Annotated in this window: 16 protein-coding genes; 10 read left to right on the top strand and 6 right to left on the bottom strand. The window is 49.9% G+C overall.

The features are described from left to right. Positions 1-306: 306 nt before the first annotated feature. On the top strand, positions 307-3,327 hold the full coding sequence (locus D0Y50_RS08995; protein ID WP_117316542.1) for a TonB-dependent receptor: 3,021 nt from the start codon (positions 307-309) through the stop codon (positions 3,325-3,327). Between the two features lie 145 nt (positions 3,328-3,472). On the opposite strand, the gene D0Y50_RS09000 is transcribed toward D0Y50_RS08995, so the two are convergent. From D0Y50_RS09000 to hutI, 4 genes are all read right to left on the bottom strand, one after another. Then, the gene (locus D0Y50_RS09000) at positions 3,473-6,418 is read right to left on the bottom strand and encodes a glycoside hydrolase family 16 protein (protein ID WP_218023568.1); all 2,946 of its coding nucleotides are present in this window, start codon (positions 6,416-6,418) and stop codon (positions 3,473-3,475) included. Continuing rightward, positions 6,418-7,083, bottom strand: a complete 666-nt coding sequence (locus D0Y50_RS09005; protein WP_117316544.1) for a hypothetical protein — start codon at positions 7,081-7,083, stop codon at positions 6,418-6,420. Before D0Y50_RS09005 ends, D0Y50_RS09000 begins: the two co-directional genes overlap by 1 nt. 301 nt (positions 7,084-7,384) lie before the next feature. Beyond that, positions 7,385-8,374 (bottom strand): formimidoylglutamase, encoded by a 990-nt coding sequence (hutG, locus tag D0Y50_RS09010; RefSeq protein WP_117316546.1) that lies wholly within the window; start codon positions 8,372-8,374, stop codon positions 7,385-7,387. Beyond that, the gene (gene hutI / locus D0Y50_RS09015; protein WP_117316548.1) at positions 8,364-9,575 is read right to left on the bottom strand and encodes an imidazolonepropionase; all 1,212 of its coding nucleotides are present in this window, start codon (positions 9,573-9,575) and stop codon (positions 8,364-8,366) included. The genes hutG and hutI overlap by 11 nt, the downstream gene beginning before the upstream one ends. 91 nt (positions 9,576-9,666) lie before the next feature. Here hutI and hutC point away from each other — a divergent pair, with 91 nt between their 5' ends. From hutC to D0Y50_RS09045, 6 genes are all read left to right on the top strand, one after another. Further along, positions 9,667-10,383 (top strand): histidine utilization repressor, encoded by a 717-nt coding sequence (gene hutC / locus D0Y50_RS09020; RefSeq protein ID WP_117318698.1) that lies wholly within the window; start codon positions 9,667-9,669, stop codon positions 10,381-10,383. 2 nt (positions 10,384-10,385) lie between these two features. Beyond that, a complete protein-coding gene (hutU, locus tag D0Y50_RS09025; RefSeq protein ID WP_117316550.1) occupies positions 10,386-12,062 on the top strand; it encodes a urocanate hydratase in 1,677 nt (558 codons plus the stop codon). Continuing rightward, positions 12,052-13,590: a histidine ammonia-lyase gene (gene hutH / locus D0Y50_RS09030; protein ID WP_108567040.1), complete on the top strand. Its 1,539-nt coding sequence runs from the start codon at positions 12,052-12,054 to the stop codon at positions 13,588-13,590. The genes hutU and hutH overlap by 11 nt, the downstream gene beginning before the upstream one ends. A gap of 68 nt (positions 13,591-13,658) precedes the next feature. Further along, positions 13,659-14,183: an RNA methyltransferase gene (locus D0Y50_RS09035; RefSeq protein ID WP_176582451.1), complete on the top strand. Its 525-nt coding sequence runs from the start codon at positions 13,659-13,661 to the stop codon at positions 14,181-14,183. 776 nt (positions 14,184-14,959) lie between these two features. Further along, positions 14,960-15,793: a PEP-CTERM/exosortase system-associated acyltransferase gene (locus tag D0Y50_RS09040; RefSeq protein ID WP_117316552.1), complete on the top strand. Its 834-nt coding sequence runs from the start codon at positions 14,960-14,962 to the stop codon at positions 15,791-15,793. An 89-nt stretch (positions 15,794-15,882) separates the two neighbouring features. After that, positions 15,883-17,865, top strand: coding sequence for an alpha-amylase family protein (locus D0Y50_RS09045; RefSeq protein ID WP_218023569.1), 1,983 nt, complete (start codon positions 15,883-15,885; stop codon positions 17,863-17,865). 68 nt (positions 17,866-17,933) lie between these two features. Here D0Y50_RS09045 and D0Y50_RS09050 read toward each other — a convergent pair whose 3' ends face one another. Then, positions 17,934-18,539, bottom strand: coding sequence for a hypothetical protein (locus tag D0Y50_RS09050; protein WP_117316556.1), 606 nt, complete (start codon positions 18,537-18,539; stop codon positions 17,934-17,936). Positions 18,540-19,033: 494 nt separating this feature from the next. On the opposite strand from D0Y50_RS09050, the gene D0Y50_RS09055 reads away from it, so the two are divergent. From D0Y50_RS09055 to D0Y50_RS09065, 3 genes are read left to right on the top strand one after another with little or no spacing between them, the layout of a single operon-like run. After that, positions 19,034-20,908 (top strand): glycoside hydrolase family 13 protein, encoded by a 1,875-nt coding sequence (locus D0Y50_RS09055; RefSeq protein WP_117316558.1) that lies wholly within the window; start codon positions 19,034-19,036, stop codon positions 20,906-20,908. A 42-nt stretch (positions 20,909-20,950) separates the two neighbouring features. After that, positions 20,951-22,411, top strand: a complete 1,461-nt coding sequence (locus D0Y50_RS09060; RefSeq protein ID WP_108567045.1) for an MFS transporter — start codon at positions 20,951-20,953, stop codon at positions 22,409-22,411. Between the two features lie 12 nt (positions 22,412-22,423). Next, on the top strand, positions 22,424-24,154 hold the full coding sequence (locus D0Y50_RS09065; RefSeq protein ID WP_117316560.1) for an alpha-amylase family glycosyl hydrolase: 1,731 nt from the start codon (positions 22,424-22,426) through the stop codon (positions 24,152-24,154). 15 nt (positions 24,155-24,169) lie between these two features. Here D0Y50_RS09065 and D0Y50_RS09070 read toward each other — a convergent pair whose 3' ends face one another. Continuing rightward, positions 24,170-25,204: a LacI family DNA-binding transcriptional regulator gene (locus D0Y50_RS09070; protein ID WP_117316562.1), complete on the bottom strand. Its 1,035-nt coding sequence runs from the start codon at positions 25,202-25,204 to the stop codon at positions 24,170-24,172. Between the last annotated feature and the right edge of the window lie 166 nt (positions 25,205-25,370).

Here is a 25,370-nt window from a genome sequence, read left to right on the forward strand (position 1 = left end):
TGTAAAAATTATTAAGTTAACGTAAATGAAAATGCTTTAATCCTAAATTAACGCTATTCCATCTTTCCAAAAAGTTGCTCTTACTTGCTTGATATTGTTGATAAATTAAACGTCTTTGTTGCCTTTTATTTGCACAATATGATGTTCATCGTTCTAAACCTGTCTTTCACCGATGATATTGAACTTTACGTTGTATTTATATTCCCCGGTTGCTTAATATCGTTTCCGATTTATTACCATCATGTAATAAACATATAAAAATAAATATATTTAGTTGACTGAAAAAGTCTTCCAGGGAGAACAATTATGATAAGAAAAAGTCTACTCGCATTAGCGATAGGGACCTCATTAGGCCTATCTGCGCCGGTCTTTGCCGCAGGTAGTACTTCCAGTATTTCAGGTGTGGTTGAATCTCAGGACAGTACCCAGCTAACGGTTACAGCCGTCAATCCTGACACCGGTTTTTCGCGCACCGTATCGGTTGCTGCGGACGGTAGCTACCGGTTCGCTAAAATGGAGACAGGCACTTACAACATCACTATAAAACGTGGTGATTCAGTGGTGGCCGAAGATACGCTTCGCGTCACTCTGGGGTCCAACAAACAAGCAGATTTTAACGTGGGCGCAATGAATGCTGAGCGCATTGAAGTGACCGGCGCGCGTATTTCTGCTATTGATTTATCTTCTACTGACTCTGGCTTGGTGTTAGGAGAGGCGGAAATTGACCGTATGCCTATCGCCAGAAATATAACTGCCGTAGCGTTACTTGCTCCAGGTGTTGTCCAGGGCGATTCAGGCTTTGGTAACGTAGCCTCATTTGGCGGCGCGTCTGTTGCTGAAAACGCCTGCTATATCAACGGCCTGGAAGTTACTGATACTCGTCAGGGCTTGGGCTGTGGGGCGGTTCCATTTGAAATGTACAAAGAGTTTCAGGTTAAAACCGGCGGTTTCTCTGCTGAGTTTGGCCGTGCTACCGGTGGCCTGGTTAACGCCGTAACGAAAAGTGGTACCAATGAGTGGCAGTTTGATTTTACTGCTAACTGGTCTCCGTCTTCATTACAGGAAGATGGTTCGGTATCACGTGGTATGGGTGGTACTGGCGAAATCTTCCGCGACAATCGGAATGATGAAACTGATGAATGGGATTACAGCGTTTCGGCTGCAGGTCCTATCATTGAAGACAAGCTGTTTTTCTACGCATTGGTAAATCCACGCTCTGTCTCAAATGACTTCTCCTACGGTGCTGTATTTGATGAATATGCTGCAACAGATCAAATGCGTTATCGTGAGTCTGACGGTACTGATAATTTATTCTGGGGTACCAAAATAGACTGGGATATCGTTGAAGGTCACCGCCTGAGCTATTTTGCTTATTCAGACCAGAATGATGCGATAGAAGATGTTTACGGTTACGATGCTGAAAGCCAGACCGTTGAAGAGTATCAAGGCTCTTATTTACGTAAACGGGGTGGGGAAGCACAGAGTGTAACTTATACCGGTTACATTACTGACGATCTTTCGGTTTCCGCCATGTGGGGTGAAATTGAAACCCAGTATGAAACCACGCCTACTAATCTTGATTGCCCTACCATTACTGACCAGCGCAATGTACCCTCAGCTGAAAAAGCGCCACAGTGCGGTCCGGGTGGTTCATTCGGCGATAATTTCGATGAAAATACCCAGTATCGATTCGACATCGAATATTACTGGGGCGACCACCTGATTAAAGCGGGTATCGACAAACAGGACCGTGCTTCCACACGGATTACGCGTCCAGTGGGTGGCCACTCGTATCGTTATTTCTCACTGGAATCGGGCTCTAATATCCAAGGTGATATGGGTAATCTTTACACTAATACCACCGGCGCAGCCCAAGACTTGGTGTCTGACCGGATATTCGACGGCGGTGGCTCGTTTGAATCTGATCTGACCGCTTATTATATTGAAGATAAGTGGCAGGTTACCCCGTCACTGATGCTTACAATTGGCTTACGTAAAGATCTATTCGAAGGGGCGGGTACCACCGGCAAAACCCTGTTTGACTTTGATACCGATATCGCGCCGCGTTTAGGCTTTAGCTGGGATGTAAACGGTGATGGTGAATCAAAACTTTATGGTAACTATGGTCGTTATTATTTACCCATCGCGAATAATACAATCTATCGGGCGGCGTCGGGCGTAAGTGATACCACTACGTATTATACGTTCGATGATATTGATTCGGTAAGTGGTGCTCCTATCGGCGCAACACCAGTGAACGGCGCGGTTGAAAACTCACAAACGGCTTCATCGGTGGCAGCGGTACCGACACAAGATACCTTCCAGGCACAAGAAGCCGACCCGTTTTCACGGGACGAATACATTCTGGGCTACCAGTTTACGGTTAACGACAATCTGACCGCTGAAGTGACCGGGACTTACCGTGAAGTTACCAGTGCGCTAGATGACTATTGTGGTATTTACGCTTATCCGTATTGCGTTATGCTGAATCCTGGTAGTGATATGAGCTGGTATAAAGACGGCTATTATTGGGATGGTTCGCAGCTTGATGAATCAAAGCTGCCATTATTTGATGGTAATGCTGATGAAGGTTCGTTAACTACGCATACCGCGCAAACATTGCAGTTGCCTGAAGGTAAAAATGAATATACTTCGGTTCAGTTGAAACTGAATTATATAGAAGATAATTATCGCGTTAACTTCCAGTACACCTGGGCGCGCAGTGTAGGTAACTTTGAAGGGGCTGTTAAGTCTGATATCGACCAGGCGGATGCCGGGGTCACGCAAGACTTCGATTTCCCAGCGCTGATGGATGGTGCCGATGGCTATCAGCCAAACGATCGTCGCCATACATTTAAGCTCTATGGCTCATATGATGTAAGCGAAGACTTTATCGTTGGTTTTAATTCATCACTGCAAAGTGGTCGTCCGCTGACCGCATTTGGTCAGGGATACCCAAGTGATGATGCTAACCTGTATGGTAGCTATGGTGATACGTACTACATCCTTACTGGTTGCTCAGCGGCGTTGTCTGACGAAGGCTTATGTGCTCAGGACGACAAGCAATATCGCTACAGCCCACGCGGCTCGGTAGGCCGTACACCTTGGACGTTCAATCTTGATGTGTCTGCTGCCTATATGTTTAGCTATCAGGAAGTCGATATGCGTATGACGCTAAATATCTTCAACCTGCTGAACTCGCAGGAAGAAATGTCGACTAACGAACATTATGAGATAGAAGAAGGTACACAGAACCCTTACTACGGTGCAGCCTATTCCTGGCAGGCACCACGTTCAGTTCGGTTATCATTCGAAGCACGTTATTAATTTTATACAAATGATTAGGCATGCTTAGGTTATTCCTAAGCATGCACTACATCATGTACTGATAAACAGTTCCTTGGACCCGCCTGGCTCCCTGCCGGGCAATCCCTTTGGCAGAGGTTTACCCCTCTGCCGTTTTCGTTTGTGGCTACTGTATCAAGACATTATCTACCTGCAGTATTGCTCCTTGCGCTTCCCCCCATTGTGGAAACACCAACAGTAAATTCAGCTTGCTCAAGGTTAGCCCCTGGGCGGCGAGGTCCGCTAAGCGAAACGAATAGGTTTGCCATTCACCGGGAACGGGTTGCTGCTGCTCCAGTGAATCTGTTAAGGCAAATTCGGCAACGCTACCATCGCTGGCTTCAACTTTCAGCATAATGGGCACCGCACTGGCGAGGGGTAACTGGGCAATGAATAGATCAAATTTTACTACGCTGTCCGGGTTGGCTGTGGCGTAGTCATTCACATTATGCTCAATACTCGCCCGAAATCCGGCTACCGTAGGTGCCGGGCCAAAATAATCCAATTCTGCTACCGGTCCATGGTTATCGTTACCCGTATTAACTTCACTAAAGCGCGCATTGCCGCAGCAATCCCATAGCGTCCAGTATGTCGCCAATGCATCCGCGTATAAGGTGTAGGGCTCAGTGATGGTAATGTTCGCTGGGATAGGGGGCGTCAGCCCGCTCGTAGTAAAATGCACATTATCGACCTGTAACACGACTCCTTGTTGATTCCCCCAGTCGGGGAAAATGACCAACGGAGTGTCGACCCGCGACAAACTTAATGTCGATCCCGGCTGGGTAACCAGTTCCTGCAAGGGAATACTGAACGATTTCCACTGGCCCGGGGGGGCCGGCTGAATTATAAAATCGGCACTGCCACACGGATGGCCGCAATCCACTTTTATATTGAATCCGCCCGATGTACGAAGGTCTTCCAATATGAGTAAATCAAACTCAAGTGTATCAAAAGGACGTGCATCAAAGCCTATGGGCGTCCCGTTGTTATCCGGGGCGCTTTGAAAGTAACCTACCGCTTCGTTAGTGTTAAAGCTAAACTGGCGCACTATATTGTGCTCACTATCTGCAGCGACGACATCTTCAATATCAAGCTGGCCGCTAGCCACATACTTCCCTGCCACAAACGGCGGGCTATTGGCGTCGTCAAATATACTCAGGCGGGTCAGGCCGGTGGTGTCAAATTCATAACGAATGTTATCAAGCTCTATTTCCAGCGGGCCGCTTGGCTCTATTACCAAGGTATTGATAATACTGTTTAGGTCGGCGTTATTACCGGGGGCGTAGCGATTACCACCGGCAATTATCTGAGCTACCGGGACACTCACCTGATGCCATTCATTGTCCAGGGGTAACGATACATCATAATCGCTAACCGCCGGCCAGCCGCTATCCAGTTTTATCAGTAACCCACTGGCTGCACTATTGTCGAGTACACGCAGAGCAAACTTGAGCTGGCCAAGCTGGGCGTAATCCGACATATCAACTGCTTCAGCGGCATGCAAATACAGATTGCCGGTATTACCGGTTTGCCTGACGACTAACGAGGTACCGCCCGCATGGTCTTGTAGCGCGTAGGACAAGCTGGCATCCGGGTTATAGGTGTCGAAGGTCAGCTGAGCCGCAAGTTCATCATCAAACAAGTTGTATAGGGGGCCGCGCACCTTAGTTTGCGGACTGATATCCGGCGGTGTATGCCCGGGCACCTCTTGGGCATTAGCATCAACGGTGGCGCAACCCTGGCCGTTAGAGGGGTTTACTGAACACTCGTAAACACGTACATAATCAATCGCCATGCGTTGGGGAAACGCGCTTTCGTCGATGCCGGTTTCATTTACGTTTGCCGCCCATGAACCGCCCACTGCAAGGTTTAGAAGTAGATGAAAACGTTCATTGAAGGGGGCATCTGCGGCCCCGGTTTGCCACTGGCCGCTGTCATCCTGATACTGACTGTACCACCCGTCACTGGTTTGCGTGGCATAATGAATGTCATCTACATACCAGCGTATTTCATCCTGTTCCCATTCTACTGCGTATTCGTGAAACCCCTCGGCTGGATTAATATTACCCGGCAACCGGTAGGCTGTTCCCGAATGCACATTGCCCGGCCACTGCCGACCGTAGTGCAAGGTGCCATAGACGCGATTTTCTGCGCTCCCCTCTGCCTGAGGGTCATCTGATGCAGCAGACAGGTTAACGGCTTCCATAATATCGATTTCGCCGGAGGCCGCCCAACTGCCGTAGACGTAGTCAGACGGTAACATCCAGATCGCTGGCCAGGTGCCCTGGCCCTCGGGTAACTTAGCCTTTATCTCAAAGCGGCCATAAGTCCAGTCTCCTTTGTTTAGGCTGCGTAGCCGGGCCGAGGTGTAGGGTAGGGTTGCGGTACTGGCAGGGTTGCCTTGTGGGTTATCGGGGCCGGTAAAATCCTCGCGTCTGGCGGTGATAATCAGCTTACCATCTTGCAGATGGCTGTTGCTGGCCCGGTCGGTATAACATTGTTGTTCTGCATTACCGCCGCCCCAGCAATTTTGCTCATAGCTCCATTTTGTTAAATCAAGTTGATTGCCGTTAAACTCATCGCGCCATACCAGCTGCCAACCATTGGCCGCTTGCTGCTGTAACAAACGCGGATCAAAACTAAGCGCCCCGCGTTGCAACGCAAAGGGAACGGCAACCTGAAACTGCTGGCCCGGGTGAAGGCGGGCGCGGGATAGTGGAAGGTAATGGATTTGCCTGCCACTGTCCCACTGGGCGTTAACCGGCATGTGCGACGGCTTATCGATAACTAATCGAAATGGGCCAGTTAAGGTTTGATCACTTAAATTAGTCACATCGACAATGACATTGTACTGGCGGGTCGCCCGATTAAATACCGGGCGTCCCTGGCTAAGCTGAAGGGCGCTTGATATATCTGTCCATTCACCTTTTGAAGGTGCAACCGCTGAGGCGCTATCCGGCGTAAGGTTAGGTTGGGCAGAAGCCAGCGCCACGGCGTTAGCCGGCATGGCTATCAATACGCCGGATACGCCGAGCGCGGCAGAGATGTTCCGTACGGTGCTAGGGATTTGCATTACCGTATCTCCTTCGTTGTCCGCCGGGCGCGGCCTAACAAACCGAAGCTCATTATGGCCAGCAGCGCGGTGGACGTAGCCGATACCGAGGCAGGCCGAAACGGTTCAATGGATAACTGTTGAATATCCATCCACGCGGCTGCGCCATCAAAATTACTCAGTAACTGTACTTCCAGTGACCAGCCTGTTTGATTAGCAAAGCTATCAGCCAATAAAAAGGTACCCTGGTAATTAGCTGCGCCATTGATGTCGGGCGTACCAAATAAGGTGCCAACCTCACCTTCTGCATTGAATAACTGGCCACTGCCATCATTAAAGCCCATGGCAAAATAATCCGCTGACAGCGAAGGCTGATTGGCTAGGGTACTATCCACCGAAAAGCGATAGTGTAAAACTAGCGGATCAGTGTCAGAAAGGCTGAAATCTACTGGTTGATAGAGCAAATTAATAAACGCAGAAGAACTATCTATTTCAATGTGGGCCTCGCATCCATCAGGCCTGGAGACAATCGAAAAGTCTTTAGATGTGGCGGGGCCTGGAACAGATTCCGTAGTCCAGCCGGAATAATCGCACCGGCTAAAGTCGGCATTGGTTATACTGGCAGCCTGCACGTTATAGGTCGACACTATACAGCCAGTCAGTATCCCTAAAGCGAATTTTTTCATAGCAGCATCCTTGAATGTTAGCGCTTACATTTGCACCTTGAGTAAGCGGTTCGTTGCGGTAACGGGCTCGCCAGTGCCATATGGCACTGGGCAGTTAAGCTAGCAATGGTAGCGCTTACAAATTAGCCAGTATGCTGGTTTATGTCAACAAAATGTTAACGAAATTGGCGTGGTTACCATTTCAGATGGGGTAGGTTTGCTGGGTCTGGCAAACCTCAGGCGAGTGGTTTTAACGGGCTAGGGACCAGCTAATTGCGTATAGAGAGCAATAATATTCCCACACACGTACCGGCCCCGGTAACTATGTGTAAACCCGAGGTGTCGTATTAGACAGCATTGCTTGCGCCAGCGTAAAGCCTAACCGTGCCGCTAAACGGGCGGTACGACAATCTGTATCATAACGGGGGTTCAGTTCGGCAATGTCTGCCAACTGCCAACTGACCCCAGCTGAACTGGCCGCGTTACCTAGCCAATTCAGCAGTTTTATTACGTGTATCGGGTCAACCCCCAGCGCCGCCGGCGCACTTACCCCAGGCGCTGCATAGCCGGGAAATGCATCCATGCACACAGTGACATACAGGTTATCTATATAACGCAACATCGGTGCAACGGCTATTTTTGCAGTATCAAACGAAAAGTCGGTATCACTGATTACGGTGCATTGTTTATGGTTGGCAAATTCAAATAGCGCGGAGCTATTGCTGGCCCTGGACACGCCCAGACAAACATAGTGGAAAGCGCGTTGGTGGGTGTCGCACCATTGTGCAATTTGCCGAAACGGCGTGCCGGAGCTTGGCCCTGTCGCCGGGCTGCGTAAATCTAGATGGGCATCGATATTAATGATGCCAATGGTCTGCTTGGGTGGCAGATGTTGGGCCAAGGCTAAATAGCTGCCTACCGCAATATCGTGGCTGCCTCCCAGCGATAAAACTGCATGGGAGTGGCGTAATAACCCTGCCAGTTTTTGCTGGTAATGATGTTGGGTGGCAGGTAAATCTGAATATACCGGGGTATTACCACAGTCATAGAGCTCGGCTTGCCAGGGCCAGGCTACTGAAGCCAGCATTTTACGTAAATACGTCGGGCCCTCGGCAGCGCCAACCCGGCCCTGGTTGAGACGTGCACCTTCATCGCTTGGATAACCTATTACCGCCAGCTGCTTTGTCGGGCTATCTTTGCTAGCGGGCGTTTGAGGGGGACTAAAGCGAACTACATGATGCCATAATAAAGCGCGGGCATGGTTGAACGCTGCGTCTTCTGTTCGGCCGCACCATAGCTGTTCAACCGACATATTTTCCTCCTATCCACCGCGCCGTAGGGCGATAGCCATTTATTTCATAAATCAGCGCGGTAGGGGTATCAACATTCCATAAACAACAATCTGCGGCCATTCCGGCTTTAAGCATTCCCTTGTTGGTTAAACCAAGAGCGCTGGCGGCGTGGCGGGTTATTCCGACGAGGGCCTCCTCGGGCGTCAATCCAAACAGCACACAGGCCATATTGGCACAGGTTAACAAAGAGCTGACCGGCGAGGTACCCGGGTTACAATCTGTAGCAACTGCCATCGGGACCTTATACTGGCGAAGCGCTGCGATGGGCGGCAGCTGTTGTTCCTTTAAATAATAAAAAGCCCCCGGTAATAAAACCGCTACACACCCGCTATCGGCTAGCGCAGGTACGTCATCAGCGGATAGGTATTCAAGGTGATCAGCGCTTAACGCCTGATATTCAGCTGCCAACCTGGCGCTGTGAGTATTGGTTAATTGCTCGGCGTGGACCTTGACCGGTAAACCGTGGTTTTTTGCTGCCGCAAAGACTTGTCGTGTTTGGTCAAGGGTAAAGCCGACAGTTTCGCAAAACACGTCCACCGCCTGGGCAAGCTGTAGCTCAGCCACCAGTGGAATCATCCGGGTACAAACAAAGTCTATGTACGCCTGGGCATTATCGCGGTATTCAGCCGGCACGGCATGGGCGCCTAGATACGTTCTTATTACCTGCACTGGCAGATGCCGGGCCAATGCGCGGGCGACATTAAGCATCTTTACTTCGGTGTGCTGGTCCAGCCCATAGCCCGATTTAACTTCCAGGGTTGTGACCCCTTCGTCTATCAGCCGCTGGGCGCGGCGCATACTTTGCTGCAACAAGTCGCTGGCCTCGGCAGCGCGGGTTTGCCGGACCGAATTTAAAATTCCCCCGCCGGCACCGGCGATAGTGGCGTAGGGTACACCATCAAGCCGTTGGCTGAACTCATCGGCTCTGGAGCCGGCATAAATCAGGTGGGTATGACAGTCGATAAAGCCAGGCAGACACCACTGGTTTTTGGCATCAATGGACCGATGGGGGCGCTGCTGCCAATCAGCGGCGGGGCCCACCGCCACAATGTCATTCTCATATATCCATAGTTCGCTATCACACAGGATACCGTTTGCCCCCGATGGCAAAGAGCTATCCATGGTCATCAGGTTAACATTGTAAATTCGCGTTGTAGTCATTGCTGCACCGCCGAAGTTCTTAGGCTGTCTATACTTGTATATACAAGATAGTTGGCATAAAGTAACATTAAATTAACAAATGGGCCAGCTTATGCAGCCACAGTTTGTCAGAATAAAAGCACAGCTTGTCAGTGCCATTGAACAGGGTAGCTTGAAACCAGGCGATAAAATTGCTTCTGAAAATCAGTTGGCCAGCGATTTCGGCGTGAGCCGAATGACTGCCCGCCAAGCGCTATCGGAACTTGTTGCTGAAGGGATTTTGGCCCGCTCGCAGGGTCTTGGCACCTTTGTTAGCGATGAACGGCCGATGAGTTCGATGCTGACGATTGTGGGAATCAAACAGGAAATTGAGCAGCGCCATCATCAATACGATGTTCAGGTATTAAGCCATGAAGCCCGGCGCGCGGATAAAGTCACCGCAGGATACCTGGGGTATGAAGCATCACAACAGTTGTTCTACAGCCAACTGGTACATTTGGAAAACCGCCTGCCGGTTCAGCTTGAAACACGGTGGGTTAACCAGCGTATAGCAACAGATTTTTTGCTGCAGGATCTTACTCAAGTGAGTATCAATACCTATTTACATCGGGTCGCCCCGCTTACCGAAGCAGACCATATTGTAGAAGCGATACATGCTGATGCGCGCACCGCCAGTTGGTTAAGTATTACCACCGGCGATGCATGTTTGTGTATCCATCGCAGAACCTATTGTAGTCAGGGAATTGTTAGTGTGGCCACCTTAATTCACCCTGGTAGCCGGTACCGTTTAGGCAGCCATTTGCAGTTTACCGCCACGGATAAGGGCTAATTATGAAGCGCCTGGATACCCAGCGAATTATTCGCTCTCCTATCGGCAACACGCTTAGCGCGCGGAGCTGGCAAACCGAAGCAATATTACGCATGTTGATGAACAATCTTGACCCTGCGGTAGCCGAACATCCTCAATCGCTGGTGGTTTACGGCGGCATTGGGCGGGCCGCCCGAGACTGGTCTGCCTATGACAAAATCGTGGAAGTTATTAAACGTCTGGCGGATGACGAAACCCTGTTAATCCAATCGGGAAAGCCGGTGGGGGTGTTTCCCACGCATGTTAATGCGCCACGGGTGCTCATCGCCAATTCCAATTTAGTGGGACGTTGGGCGACTTGGGACCATTTTAATGAGCTCGATCGTAAAGGTTTAATGATGTACGGCCAGATGACTGCCGGGTCATGGATATATATCGGCTCACAAGGTATCGTGCAAGGGACATACGAAACATTTGTCAGTGTGGCAAAAAAACACTTTAATGGAAGTAGTCAGGGGCGTTGGATTCTGACCGCCGGCCTGGGCGGGATGGGCGGCGCACAGCCCCTTGCCGCCACAATGGCTGGCTATTCCCTGCTTGCGGTTGAAGTGGATGAAACCCGCATTGATTACCGCCTTAAAAATGGCTATCTGGACAGCAAAGCGTACGATTTAGCCGACGCCCTGGCGCAGATCAACCGCGCCAACCAGCAGGGTACCCCGGTGTCCATTGGCTTATTGGGGAACGCCGCTACGGTGTACCATGCCTTACTTGCTCAGCACATCATTCCTGACGTGGTAACCGACCAAACCAGTGCGCACGATCCGCTGAATGGTTACTTGCCGGAAGGATGGACTATGGCGCAAGCGGCAGCCCAACGCCAAACTAACCCTAACAGGGTGATTCACGCGGCTAAACTTTCCATCGCTAATCAGGTTAAGGCCATGCTGAAAATGCAAAGTTGCGGGGCTGCCACGCTGGATTACGGCAATAATATTCGTCAGATGGCGATGGAGTCGGGGGTAGATAATGCGTTTGATTTTCCCGGCTTCGTTCCGGCCTATATCAGGCCTTTATTCTGTCGTGGTATCGGGCCGTTTCGCTGGGTAGCGCTATCGGGCGATCCACAGGATATTTATAAGACAGATGAACGGGTAAAACAATTGATTGACGATCCGCACCTGCACCAATGGCTGGATATGGCGCGAGCGCGCATTGCATTTCAAGGATTACCAGCGCGTATATGCTGGGTGGGGTTAGGGCAACGTTTACGCCTTGGTCTGGCATTTAATGAGATGGTCAGAACCGGTGAATTATCGGCGCCGATAGTCATTGGCCGCGATCATCTGGATTCTGGCTCAGTGGCATCGCCAAACCGGGAAACTGAGGCCATGCAGGATGGCTCAGACGCGGTAGCCGATTGGCCGCTACTAAACGCATTATTAAATACCGCCAGTGGGGCTACCTGGGTAAGTGTGCATCAGGGGGGCGGCGTGGGCATGGGGTTTAGCCAGCACGCCGGTATGGTGATAGTTTGCGATGGCAGTGTTGAAGCCGACCAACGGCTTCGTCGAGTCTTGCACAACGACCCCGCCAGCGGGGTGATGCGCCATGCAGATGCGGGTTATTCCCTGGCCCAGGAGTGTGCCCAAGCCCATCAACTGGATTTACCGATGCAGGGCTCCGCTCATGAACAGTAGTTTCCATCTGGAACCGGGCACATTAACGCTGGATGATTGCCGCCATTTTTTTCGTCAGCATCAACCTATCCGGTTGTCGGATAATGCACGCGGACCGATTGCAGCGGCACGGCAGACCGTCGATGATGTTATAGCACAAGGCCGGACTGTATATGGCATCAATACCGGTTTTGGACTCCTCGCGAATACCCGGATAGCACCAGACCAATTGATCGAGTTGCAGCGCAGTATTGTGTTATCCCATGCCGCCGGCATTGGTGAGTTTATGGAGGAAGCCACGGTTCGGCTAATGATGCTGCTAAAAATAAACTCCTTAGCAAGAGGCTACTCTGGCGTAGGCTTTGATGTGATAGCCGCGTTGATCACCTTGTTTAATCGGCGTATTTGGCCGGCGGTGCCACAACAGGGGTCAGTGGGCGCCTCGGGCGATCTTGCGCCCTTAGCCCATATGAGTGCTGTGCTGCTGGGCGAGGGCGAAGTATTTATTGAAGGTCAGCGGTATCCGGCTAAATACGGGCTTGCCCAGGCGGGCATTAAGGTAATGACCCTGGCGCCTAAAGAAGGGCTGGCACTACTAAATGGTACGCAGGCCTCTACCGCATTTGCTCTGCAAGGGGTATTTTATACTGAAAGTGCGCTATTAAGTGCTATTGGAATTGGCGCGCTCACCGTCGATGCCGCTGCGGCGTCGCGCGTCCCTTTTGACGCACGCATACATCAGGTGCGAGGACACTGTGCCCAAACCGATATCGCAAAGGCGTATCGACGGCTTTTGGCCAGCTCTGGAATCGGTCAGGCACATGCGCATTGTGACAAGGTACAAGACCCCTATTCGGTACGCTGTCAGCCTCAGGTGATGGGCGCCGTACTGCACCATCTGCGCCATAGTGCCGCTACCATAGTCACTGAAGCAAACGGTGTATCAGACAATCCCTTGGTATTTGCCGCTGATGCAAGTATTTTATCGGGCGGTAATTTTCATGCACAAATTATCGCCATGAGTGCTGACATGCTGGCCATCGCATTAAGCGAAATAGCTGCACTGTCGGAGCGGCGCACAGCGTTATTGGTAGACAGCACCCTCAGCGGTTTGCCGGCGTTCCTGGTGAACAATGGGGGCGTCAACAGCGGGTTTATGATCGCGCAGGTCACTGCGGCCGCGCTGGCCAGCGAAAATAAAACCCTGGCGCACCCGGCGTCAGTCGACTCGTTACCTACCTCGGCCAATCAGGAAGATCATGTATCAATGGCGACCTTCGCCGCGCGCAGGCTGGCCACTATTTATCAAAATGTGGCGGGCGTACTGGCGATTGAATGGCTGGCGGCAAGCCAGGGCATTGATTTTCGCGCACCTTTGAAAACCAGTGAGCCTTTGCAAAAAGTACAGGCAATGTTGCGTTGCCAGGTACCGTTTTATGCCAAAGATCGGTACTTTGCTCCAGACATTGCCGCTGCCACTTCGTTGGTGCAAAGCCATGCGCTGGCCGATTTTATCCGCACTGTTATTAAAATCGACATAATTCAGTAATTTACCCGATGACAGTATAAAAAGATTCTGGCATACTCTGCGCCCCCAACGGCAGTGGTGTGTCTATCATGCAACAAACACAGTGTGATAATAACAATAGTATGTTCAGTATCGGCCTTTCTAACCCGAAGTCAGCCACGAATGTAGCCTCTGTATTACGTGCCGCTGGATGTTACGGTGCCAGTAGCGTCTTTTATACGGGTGAACGGTACCGGCGCGCCAAGGATTTCAATGCTGATACCAAAGCCATGCATAAACTTATTCCCACGGTAGGGGTAGATACGTTATCTGCTATGGTCCCGGCTGGGGCGGTAGCAGTCGCGGTGGAATTAGTTGAAGGCGCAGTACCGCTGCCGGAATTTGTCCACCCCGCCAATGCGTTCTACGTGTTTGGCCCCGAAGATGGCTCGTTATCGAACTGTGATTTGGCATGGTGCGAGCAGGTGGTTTATATCCCTACCAGAGGCTGTATGAACCTGGCAGCTACCGTCAATGTGGTATTATATGACAGGATGGCTAAGTCAGATTATCAGGCTGGCGATGCGTTAATCAGAGCATCCAGGGACACCAATAACCGCACCCGTATCCGTTAATGTAGTTTTTTTACACCAAAGCGCTCTGTGTCTCCATATGGGTACGTCATTTCTATGATGCTGTATTTATTGACTATTTTTGAAAATTTCGGCCGTTAATCGGTGTTTATCCGCTATCGCCTTCTTTTAGTGACGCCAAATGGCAACACGCTATTGTTTGTAATGTATCTATATTTATATTTATTGCGCCTGTGGGGACAAGGGGTGTGTATCACCGCGGCTTTTTTTTATGATTCTTTAGTCTAAATTTGGGGTCGAAGTTGTCGAATCCGCGCTGATTATTCTTTCCCACTATGAAAAAAATTCCTACCGAAGGATTGTCCGTAAATATTCCCAATCTTGTTGTTTTTCTTAAAAGTATTTAGTTCAAAACGCGGAATGCTGAGGTCAATTTTACAATTGGCTATCTAGTAAAAATGTTGTAACAAAATAAAATGCCTCTGCAAGGCTTATCTGGCGGGCTCTCCCACAATGGCACAATTGTTGATACACTCAATAAAAGAATAAATAACCCTCATTATTTTCTTAATTTACTTCTCTGAGATTATGCTGCTGTTTGGCCCAAACTAAATTCAGATATTGTAATTTACTTTGGCGAAGTCATCAGGCAGTGTATCGAATGCGTGCGATCTGGTATCGATCGTGTTTTAGCGCAGTCAAGGAATGGATTGACAGAGGTAAAGAGTATAATTACAAGTCCATAAACGGGAGTCAAAGTGAAACGTCGCTTGCTAAATGTTTTTAAAAGAGTACATAAAGTACCAGGAATCAAGCAGATGATTCGTCCTGTCGTGCGCCGGAAAATGAATAAAATCATCGATGCCGCGGCCGATCATTTCTTCGAACATTTTACGTTAGTCGTAGCCAATGAAGAGCACGAACAACGTACCTGCTTTAAAACGCGCCATCAGGTATATTGCGAAGAAATGGGCTTCGAGGACGCCCGTCCAAATCGTATGGAATTTGATGAGTTTGATGAGTTTGCATTAAGCTGCTACATCAAGCACAAAGCGACAGGCGACTGTGCTGGGACCATCCGGTTAGTTATGCCCCAGCACCCCGGACAGTTGTTACCCATCGAACAAAATTGCCCCAGTGCTATCAGAATCGATGATCATAGTCCGCAGCGTTATCCGCGTTACTCGATTTGTGAAATATCCCGACTTGCTATACCAAAACAGTTCCGCCGCCGTAGTTCAGACAACAGCTTATCGCCAGTGACTGGTAAATCCCTGAACAACGGTTTCAAAAAAGATAAGCCGGGTCGTAATTTTCCTTATTTATCACTTTCTTTGTATTTTTTCGCTGCCAGCATTTGTGTGTTGCGTGACATCGAAAACGTATATGTGATGATGGAACCAAGACTCGCGCGTAGCCTGCGTATTTTAGGGATTCAGTTTGAACAACTGGGTAGCGAAATAGACTATCATGGCAAACGAGCGGCTTATCAAATTTCACCGGTTGAGTTTATGCAACAGGTATCGCCAGCATTACAGCGCTTTCAGCGTAAGATAATGGCCGAACTGCAGGAAGTACCCAATTTTGGTGCTATTTTCCGTCATCAACCATCAATTCTGACCAAAATTAATAAAGAACAACGTGCTGCGTAAATACGTCTGAATACGTATGCATATGGTGGGTTAACTTTCTTTTAACAGGTATTCTTTTAACAGAACTGTTTATCAAAGAAAGTTAACCTATGTTCCGTTTATCTTCCCCGCGCGCCGCTGCCGGTTTCATTTCGCTGTGCAGTGTTCTATTATTTTCCTGTACGAACAGCAATTCTTCGGAATCTGAAACAGTCCAGGCCGCTTCCATGAATACGCCCCCTCAAAGTAAACCAGTTGTCTATCAAGTGTTCACCCGCTTGTTTGGCAATACTAATTCTACCAACAAGCCTTGGGGTTCGATTGAGGAAAACGGGGTAGGCAAGTTTAACGATTTTTCGAATACTGCACTTTCTGCAATTCGCCAGATGGGCGTTTCCCATATCTGGTTCACTGGTGTGCCCCACCATGCTACCGCCACAGATTATACGCAGTACGGTATCGCGCTGGACGATCCTGATGTGATTAAAGGGCGCGCTGGTTCACCTTACGCGGTCAAAGACTACTACGACGTAGATCCTGACCTGGCACAAGACCCTGCACAACGTATGGCAGAATTCGAAGCGCTGATAGCTCGCACGCATGCACATAATATGCAGGTTATTATTGATATTGTACCTAACCATGTTGCCCGCGGCTATCGCTCTACCCAGGCCCCCCCAGGCGTGGCGTCACTGGGCGCGAATGACAACACCAACACGGTATACGCGCGGGACAATAATTTTTACTATGTACCTGGAAAAGCTTTTCAGGTGCCTGAGCAGCCTGAAGGGTTCCACCCTACAGGCGGGGCGGCCCACCCGCTGGTTGACGGTATGTTTGATGAAAGCCCTGCCAAGTGGACCGGTAACGGTGCCACGGCCGCGCAACCTGACGCCAATGACTGGTATGAAACTGTTAAAATCAATTATGGTATGACGGCTGAGGGGAAAACCGACTTTCCAACCTTAGCGCCTGGTCTGGCTAATCAGGATAGCGCAGCCCATTATGCATACTGGCAAGATAAGCAATTGCCCGACTCTTGGTACAAAATGCGCGATATCGCCTTATTCTGGCTAGCTAAAGGGGTGGATGGATTTCGCTTTGATATGGCTGAAATGGTGCCGGTGGCGTTTTGGTCTTTTTTAAATTCTTCTATTAAACATCATAACCCAGACGCCTTTATTCTGGCCGAGGTCTACCAACCGGACCGTTACCGCGAATATATACAATCAGGCCTGATGGACTATCTTTACGATAAAGTGGGATTTTACGACTCACTTAAGCTGGTTATACAGAACCAGGCCAGCGTCACAACGCTGGACCAGGCAGCCGGCGACGTTGTTGATATCGAGTCATCTATGCTGCATTTTCTGGAAAACCATGACGAACAGCGCATTGCCAGTAAGCCATTTGCCGGTAGTGCGGTGAAAGGTAAGCCGGCTCTGGCAGTTTCAGCCTTGAAAAGCGATGCGCCATTTATGTTGTATTTTGGCCAGGAAGTGGGCGAGGATGGTAGTGAAAATATGGGGTACGGGCAGGCCTCCCGGACGACTATTTTTGACTATGCTGGGGTACCGGCGCATCAGCGCTGGATGAATGAGGGGAAATTTGATGGCGCCAGGCTAACCGAAAAAGAGCGCTCGCTTCGTGATTATTACCAAAGCGTGCTGCACGTTGCCGCTTATCATCCGGCAATGGATAGCCCCACCTACAGTCTACTTCAGTACCAACAGGCGGCGCGACAACAACAGACTGATCGGGTCTACAGTTTTTTACGTGATCACCCGCATCAGCCGTTGATTGTAATTAGTAATTTTGATGACGACGAAGCTGCTATGACGCTCACTCTCCCTGAGTCATTAGTGACAGCGTTTCAACTCGCTAATTCAGCAGGTGTAAAGCCACAGGCCGAACCTTTAAATCAGAAGCAGCGGGTGACGCCGTGGTCGGCGTATCGTGTGAAAAACCTGTTGGACCGTACGGCGAAGATAACGCTGAGTCATCAGCAAGACGCTGTCGTGGTTAAGGTTAACGTGCCAGCACACCATGCCGTTGTGTTAGAAGTGAGCGCACTAAACGCTGCGAAGCTGTAGTGTTGACACAAGGTACGCCCCAAGGCTGGCAGCACCGCTGGCCCTGGGACTTACCTTTAGCGGGGATATTAATTAGGTGGGGTTTCGTTAACTAACAAACCTTTGTTTTCATAAATGTCATCCAGCGGTGTGCTTTGGGTTAGAAATCCTGAAGGCGCCCCCCCAACATCATATAGCTTGCTAAAAGCCACTGCCGTACGTTCTACCCGCACCAGAATATCTGCCACTCCCCGGTCAAAATTGAGAATCTCCTCAATTGTTAAGTCTGCCGGCTGTAAGCCATAGGGCAGGGCAACATACCTTGCCTGCGGGTTAATATCACATAGCAACATTACATTGTTGCGCTCGCACCCTTGTGACATTGCCATCAACCTTGCTTTACTGGTTTCGTCTATGGGCATGGTAACAAAATGGCGGCCAACCACCTTGGGTACTCCTTTAACTTCCGCCAACAAATAGCTACTACGTGATTTAACCTTTTTGGCATTCTCGACAATAGCATCAGGGGCTGGGCCTTTTTGGCCCAGCGACATTTCGATTTCACTGGTCATACGCTTCAATATATCCAGCGAAACATCACGGCAGTAATGAGCTACCTGTAAATAGCTTACCGGAGAACGAGGATGAAACGCGTTTAGCGTATTGGCCAGGCTTAAAATAGTAGGGTTTAACATAGTATGTCCTTAATCCACGGCCCGAGCGCTTCCTTAACTACTAAGAACGGGGGCGTCTGGCTCTTATCGTTACACTTCACAATAGGTTCTGGGGCTACGTCATGCCCGGTTTACATCTAAAACCGCAAATTATTAACATAAGGCGTGGCGGCTTTTATAGACAAAAAGTCTGCCACTGAAAGGCGACGTATTATACTTTCGTATACGTCAGTAAACATAGTTTAGAACAATTGTTTACATTGTGATAAACAAATCGCAAATAATTAATAATAACGGCGATATAACAAGGGGTTGGCGGCGTACGGTGATGTTACGCGTAACGTTACGTACAGTAGATTTTGCTGCCTTTTTGTTTTAAAAATGCAAAAAAAGGGACTTTTTCTTTTCGCTGAATACGTATGCAAAGCCTTGGTTGTCAAGGCTTCCAGGGGTAACATCCTGTTAACCTAGCCAAGTAGCATGCTATTTGGCGATTAACAAAAGTAAGGCAGAGCATGCACAAAGCCGTCCACACAATAGTCTTTCTAACCAGTCTCTTCGGGGGCAGCCAGGGCCACGCCAGTCAACCACCCGAATTAACGGTGGCGCCGCCCTCATGGTGGGTGGGGATGCAATCTTCTACCTTGCAACTCATGGTGGCAGGGAAAGATATCGCGGGCAGCGAAGTGACTGTAAATTCCCCTGATGTCAGTATTGTTAAGGTTGCCTCACAGGACAGCCCCAACTATTTGTTTATTGATGTGGATGTCAAACACGCGACCGCCCGGCAGTATACCTTTACACTGCGCCGGCCCGGTCAGGCAGATACGCAGTTTACCTATGATATTCATCGCCGTCGTGATGGCTCGCGCGCGCGGACCGGGTTTGGTCAGCGCGACACCATTTATCTGGTAACGGCGGATCGCTTTGTTAACGGCGACCCCAGTAATGATGCTCATGCCGCGCTGGTAGATAAGCCTCAGCCAGACAAACCCGGCGGGCGTCATGGAGGGGATATTCAAGGCCTAATCGATCATCTGGATTATCTACAGGAGATGGGGTTTACGCAGTTGTGGCCGATGCCACTACTGGAAAATGCCATGGATGCGTATTCTTATCACGGCTACGCCATCACTGACCACTATCAGATTGACCCCCGCTATGGCACCAATGCGCTATATCGCGAACTGAGCAAACAAGGGCGTGAGCGAGGTATAGGCCTGATCATGGATGTGGTACTTAACCATATTGGCAGTCATCACCCGTGGATGGCTGACATGCCATCGGCAGACTGGATTAACAATCAGGGCGAATTCACTGCTACCACCCATCGGCGCGAAGCACTCCACGATATGCACGGCGTAGCCGCAGATGTAAGCGCATTTAGTGATGGTTGGTTTGTACCCACCATGCCCGATCTAAATCAGCAGAACCCTTATTTAGCCACTTATCTGACTCAACAGGCTATCTGGTGGATAGAGTATGCCGACTTAAGTGGGCTGCGGGTAGATACTTATTCGTATTCCGACAAAGCCTTTTTAAGCCACTGGACCCATCGTCTTATGCAGGAATACCCTGAGCTGAATATCGTGGGAGAAGAGTGGACGGTAAACCCGGTCATTACCAGTTATTGGCAGGCCGGCTCGAATCCAGATGATGGCTACCAATCCTCTTTGCCCAGTGTAATGGACTTTCCGTTACAGGCTACCCTGGTGGACGCGTTGAAAAACCAGGAATCCTGGGGGACCGGGCTAGTTGAGCTGTATAGTTTGCTTGCGTCGGATGCGCTGTATGGCGATCCCTATAATCTGGTGATTTTTGGTGATAACCACGACATGAGCCGAATCTTTACCCAGCTGGATGAAGATTTTGCACTTTGGAAAATGGCGATGACCTATCTGTTGACCAGCCGCGGTATCCCGCAAGTATTTTATGGCACCGAAATTTTAATGGCTAACCCGCACAGCGATGACCACGGCGTGATACGCAGTAACTTTCCCGGTAGCTGGCCTGACGATAAGGTCAATGGTTTTACCGGTGAAAATCTGACGGCGCAACAACAAGAGGCCAGGGCGCTTATTCAAGGACTACTGACATTACGCCGTCAGCACCCGGTGATAGCCACTGGTCAGTATACCCATTACGCCCCACAGGAGGGGGTGTACGTATACTTTAAAACGGCAAAAGAGGGTAAGCAGGGTCACGGTGACGGGGCAATGGTGGTACTCAATAAAAACGCCCAGCAGGTAACCTTACCGTTACCGCGCTTTGCGGCACAGTTGCGGGGCATAAACACGCTGCAGCGCTGGCCGGATAGTAGCGAAGTCGCCACGGCCACCGGCGAGATAACAATTGCACCACAAAGTGCTACAGTATGGCTGTTAAACTGATAACCCGTGAATTAATCAATAACCATAACAATAGTGGTAACTATGCAAACACAACAACCCAGACTGCACTTCTGGCAGGTATGGAACGTAAGCTTTGGCTTCCTCGGTGTACAATTCGGTTTTGCCCTGCAAAACGCGAATGTGTCACGAATACTCTCGGATTTAGGCGCAGATCTTCATTCTCTTTCACTGTTCTGGTTGGTAGCCCCCATTATGGGGCTATTAATCCAGCCATTGGTTGGGGCGGCATCTGACCGCACCTGGAACCGGCTGGGCCGCCGCCGTCCTTTCATCCTGGTTGGGGCAATAGCAGCAGCGATAGGCATGTTGCTAATGCCGAATGCCCCCCTATTTGTGACCTTTATGGCACCAATGATTTTTGGCGCAGTAATGCTAGCGCTGATGGATGCTTCGTTTAATGTATGTTTCCAGCCATTTCGCTCACTGGTTTCAGATATGGTGCCTCCCGGGCAGCGTAACGTCGGCTATTCTGTGCAGTCATTGCTGATAAATATTGGCGCGGTAATTGGTTCCATTCTGCCCTTTGTGTTGACCAATGTAGTGGGCCTTGAAAATACCGCTCAAATGGGCGAAGTCGCGCCATCCGTTACCTGGGCGTTCTATCTTGGTGCCACCGTATTACTGGGCACGGTTATCTGGACAGTGGTCCGTACAAAAGAGTACGCCCCGGCGGATTATCATCGCTATAAAGGCATTGAAGTTGAGCAGGCACCCGCGCCAAAACAAAGTATGACTACCCGCCTGGGTAATTTTGGCCGGTTAGTAGTGAATATGCCTGACACCATGAAACAACTGGCAGTGGTGCAGTTCTTCTCCTGGTTTGCCTTGTACATTATGTGGGTATACACCACCCCGGCGATTACCCAGCATATCTGGAACGTCGATAAAAAGTGGTTCGATCCTGCTTTTATCGCCACGGTACCTATGATTCCGGAAACCATTGTCATGGCTAAAGGTGCAGCCGGTGACTGGGTTGGGATCCTATTTGCCGCCTATTCGGTTTTTGCGGCGGTATTCTCGGTATTTCTGGCGCGGTTAGCTGACCGCTTTGGGCGCAAATTTGTATATTCCATGTCGCTGCTGGCGGGTGGCGTCGGGTATATCAGCTTTTTAGTGTTTCAGGATCTCACTATCGTGAACGTGAATTTACTGATTACCCAGGTGGACGTGCCCTTGGGGGCGGTAAAACTACTGGTGCCAATGGTTGGGATAGGTATTGCCTGGGCAGCCATTCTTGCTATGCCTTATGCCATGCTAGCCGGAGCCCTGCCGGCGCAGCAAACCGGCGTCTATATGGGCATTTTTAATTTTACGGTAGCGGTGCCGCAAATTGTGGCGGGCTTGTGCTCCGGCTTTGTTTTGTCCTATGTGTTCGATAATGAAGCCAAATACATCATTGTAGTGGCAGGCGTTTCGATGCTTTTGGCTGCAATATCGGTCTTTTTTGTAAAGGAAGCCGACCCGGTTCAAACGAGTAATTAACAGGATTGACTCATGTATCACTATCAAAAGCGCTTAACTGCACTTGCTGTAGGCGCGGCAATAACGGCATTATCAGCGTGTTCCAGCACCACTCAAATGGCCGGCTCGCAGGTTGAACAAACCGCCGCCCAACAGCGCTTGGGCTCGACCGGTACGCCAATTTATGGCACGGACAACCCGTTTGCCAGTGAAGCAATCTACTTTGTGGTAACGGACCGGTTTGTCGATGGCGACCCGTCCAATAACCAGCAAGATCAGGGCGGCGATAACCCCACCTGGCGGTTACAGTTAGATGGCCCAGATGGCAAATTTGCCAATGTTGGGTATATGGGTGGCGACCTGCAAGGCGTACTCAACAATGCTGATTATATCAGCGAATTAGGGTTTACCGCGGTGTGGCTAACCCCGATTCTGGATAACCCAGACGAAGCTTTTACCGGTGGCGAACCCATTACCTATGGCGATGCATTTAAAGACGGGGGCAAAACCGGCTATCACGGGTACTGGGCAACCAACTTCTATAAGGCAGACGAGCACCTTATAAGTGCTGATTTATCGTTTAAAGATTACACTACCGCAATGCGCCAGCAACATGGCTTGAAAACGGTGTTTGATATTGTGGCGAATCATGGCTCACCCAGCTTTACAATGCCGCACGATCAGCCCGGTTATGGAGAGCTGTATGATGCGCAGGGCAAACTGGTTGCCGATCATAAAAATTTACCGCCAACTGAGCTAGATGTCAGCCAGCCATTGCAATCCTTTTTTCATCCGTATCCGGATTTAATGCAGCTGTCTAATTTGAATGAAACCAATCCGCAGGTACAGGACTACTTGATTAATGCCTACCTGTACTGGATAGAGCAGGGCGCCGATGCGTTTCGTATCGATACCATCCGCCATGTTTCGCATGGTTTCTGGCGTGAAATGGCCGATCGGGTACGGGCCCAGCATCCAGACTTTTTTATGTTCGGCGAAAGCTTTGTATATGATGCAAATTTTATCGCCCAGCATACGTTGCCTAAAAACGGGGGCATGAGCGTACTGGATTTTCCTATGCAAAAGGCGATGGTTGAGGTATTTACCCAGGCAAACAGTGACTTTGCTGCGCTCGAAGAGGTGCTGTATCTGACCCACGGGCCGTACAATAACCCATATGAACTTACCACCTTCTATGATAACCACGATATGGCCCGGATGGATGCCGACGATAATGGCTTTATTAACGCCCACAACTGGTTATTTACGGTGCGCGGCATACCGGTTATTTATCAAGGCTCAGAAATTGGCTTTATGCGAGGCACCGCAGAGCATGCTGGCAATCGCAATTATCTTGGCCAGGAGAATATCGATAAGGCGCCCGCGCACGTTATCTATAAAGCATTAAAGAATATTGCCCATGTTCGGCAAAGTACTCCGGCCTTGCAACGCGGGCTGCAGGTGAATATCGAGCTGGCCGGTGACAAGGCGGCATTTTATCGTGTAGTAGAAGATGACACGGCTGCCCAAACTGCCTTGGTACTATTGAATAAAGGAACCACCCCTGCCGATTTTGCGGTAGCAGAGATGTTGCAGTCAGGGGAATGGAAGGAGCAGTTATCAGGCCAGCAAATGACAGTGCAAACGGGGGCTTCCCTGAACACCGAGGTCGCGGCCAACAGTGTTCAGGTGTGGGTAAGGGAAGGGGCGATTAATCACCCAGCGTTACTGGAAAAAATTCGTGACCAGCTAGCCCGCCAGTAACCTATACCCGCGATTTCAATCACTTTCCTTGGCGCCGCACGAGCGCCTGATGATTAACTCAGCAGGCATCAGGTAATCATATACCTGTTGCTTGTTGATAGCATTAATCAAGGTGGTTACCAACAACTCCCCGGCCCGGGTGGTATTTTGCCTTACCGTGGTCAACCCAGGCGAGGTATAACCGGAAACGGGTATATTGTCGTAACCCACAATAGCAATATCTTCCGGCACTTTTAACTTAGCTTCATGGATAGCATCCAGCGCGCCAATAGCAATCAAATCCGAGGCGCACACTACCGCCCTCGGTAACGTGGGGCTATTAAGCACATGCTGCATAGCCGCGTAGCCGGAATCTTCTGTGGAAAAGGCGTCGTACTGCAACGGGGTGGCGGGAAGCAGATGATGTGTATTTAACGCATCCCGGTAGCCCTGATAACGTGCTTTAAATTCAGGTGCCTGTTCGCCGCATTCCCCTACAAACGCAATATTCTGATAGCCTTGTGCAATTAAATGCCGGGTAATCTGAAAGCCACCTTGATAGTTGTCGCACCCGATATTAACGCCGGGCTGGTCTTTATCCTGCGCGCCCCAACGCACAAAATGCGTGCCTTGCTCTTCGAGGCGAGCTAATTTTGAACGATACGAGCGATAATCACCATAACCCAACAAAATAATCCCGTCGGCTTTATTGGAGTCCTCAAATTCAGCGTGCCAATCATCCGCCATATTCTGAAACGACACCAGAAGATCATAGCCGGCATTGGCACTGGCCCGGGTGATGCTGCCTAACATTGATAAAAAGAACGGGTTGATAAGCGAATCATCGGTGGTCGGATCTTCAAACAGCAATAGCGCGAGGGTGTTACTTTTTTGCTTGCGCAGGTTACTGGCGTTCTTATCAACCTTATAATTGAGTTCGCGGGCAATCTGCACCACGCGGTCGCGGGTTTGCTGACTGACCAGTGGACTATTATTTAAGGCGCGTGACACCGTAGACTGAGACACTCCAGCCCGGTGGGCAATATCAAACGAGGTGGCTTTTTCTTTCATGATCACTACTTACGAATAAACCGGTGGCGTGCCACCAAACGCCCCCACTTTAACATAAAAGTAAAAATGTCAGCCCGTTAAATCTGTGGGGTAAATACGCTATCGGCGTTTATTTAACCAATTAAACCGGGAGCCTACGAAAAAATATCGCCCGCCACACGCCCGA

The organism is Salinimonas sediminis, from assembly GCF_003429285.1.
Lineage (GTDB): Bacteria > Pseudomonadota > Gammaproteobacteria > Enterobacterales > Alteromonadaceae > Alteromonas > Alteromonas indica.

Bases quoted from the DNA above. Each gene is read 5' to 3' on its own strand.
- D0Y50_RS08995 (WP_117316542.1), top strand. From the start codon at position 307: ATGATAAGAAAAAGTCTACTCGCATTAGCGATAGGGACCTCATTAGGC.
- D0Y50_RS09000 (WP_218023568.1), bottom strand. From the start codon at position 6,418: ATGCAAATCCCTAGCACCGTACGGAACATCTCTGCCGCGCTCGGCGTA.
- D0Y50_RS09005 (WP_117316544.1), bottom strand. From the start codon at position 7,083: ATGAAAAAATTCGCTTTAGGGATACTGACTGGCTGTATAGTGTCGACC.
- hutG (WP_117316546.1), bottom strand. From the start codon at position 8,374: ATGTCGGTTGAACAGCTATGGTGCGGCCGAACAGAAGACGCAGCGTTC.
- hutI (WP_117316548.1), bottom strand. From the start codon at position 9,575: ATGACTACAACGCGAATTTACAATGTTAACCTGATGACCATGGATAGC.
- hutC (WP_117318698.1), top strand. From the start codon at position 9,667: ATGCAGCCACAGTTTGTCAGAATAAAAGCACAGCTTGTCAGTGCCATT.
- hutU (WP_117316550.1), top strand. From the start codon at position 10,386: ATGAAGCGCCTGGATACCCAGCGAATTATTCGCTCTCCTATCGGCAAC.
- hutH (WP_108567040.1), top strand. From the start codon at position 12,052: ATGAACAGTAGTTTCCATCTGGAACCGGGCACATTAACGCTGGATGAT.
- D0Y50_RS09035 (WP_176582451.1), top strand. From the start codon at position 13,659: ATGCAACAAACACAGTGTGATAATAACAATAGTATGTTCAGTATCGGC.
- D0Y50_RS09040 (WP_117316552.1), top strand. From the start codon at position 14,960: ATGATTCGTCCTGTCGTGCGCCGGAAAATGAATAAAATCATCGATGCC.
- D0Y50_RS09045 (WP_218023569.1), top strand. From the start codon at position 15,883: ATGTTCCGTTTATCTTCCCCGCGCGCCGCTGCCGGTTTCATTTCGCTG.
- D0Y50_RS09050 (WP_117316556.1), bottom strand. From the start codon at position 18,539: ATGTTAAACCCTACTATTTTAAGCCTGGCCAATACGCTAAACGCGTTT.
- D0Y50_RS09055 (WP_117316558.1), top strand. From the start codon at position 19,034: ATGCACAAAGCCGTCCACACAATAGTCTTTCTAACCAGTCTCTTCGGG.
- D0Y50_RS09060 (WP_108567045.1), top strand. From the start codon at position 20,951: ATGCAAACACAACAACCCAGACTGCACTTCTGGCAGGTATGGAACGTA.
- D0Y50_RS09065 (WP_117316560.1), top strand. From the start codon at position 22,424: ATGTATCACTATCAAAAGCGCTTAACTGCACTTGCTGTAGGCGCGGCA.
- D0Y50_RS09070 (WP_117316562.1), bottom strand. From the start codon at position 25,204: ATGAAAGAAAAAGCCACCTCGTTTGATATTGCCCACCGGGCTGGAGTG.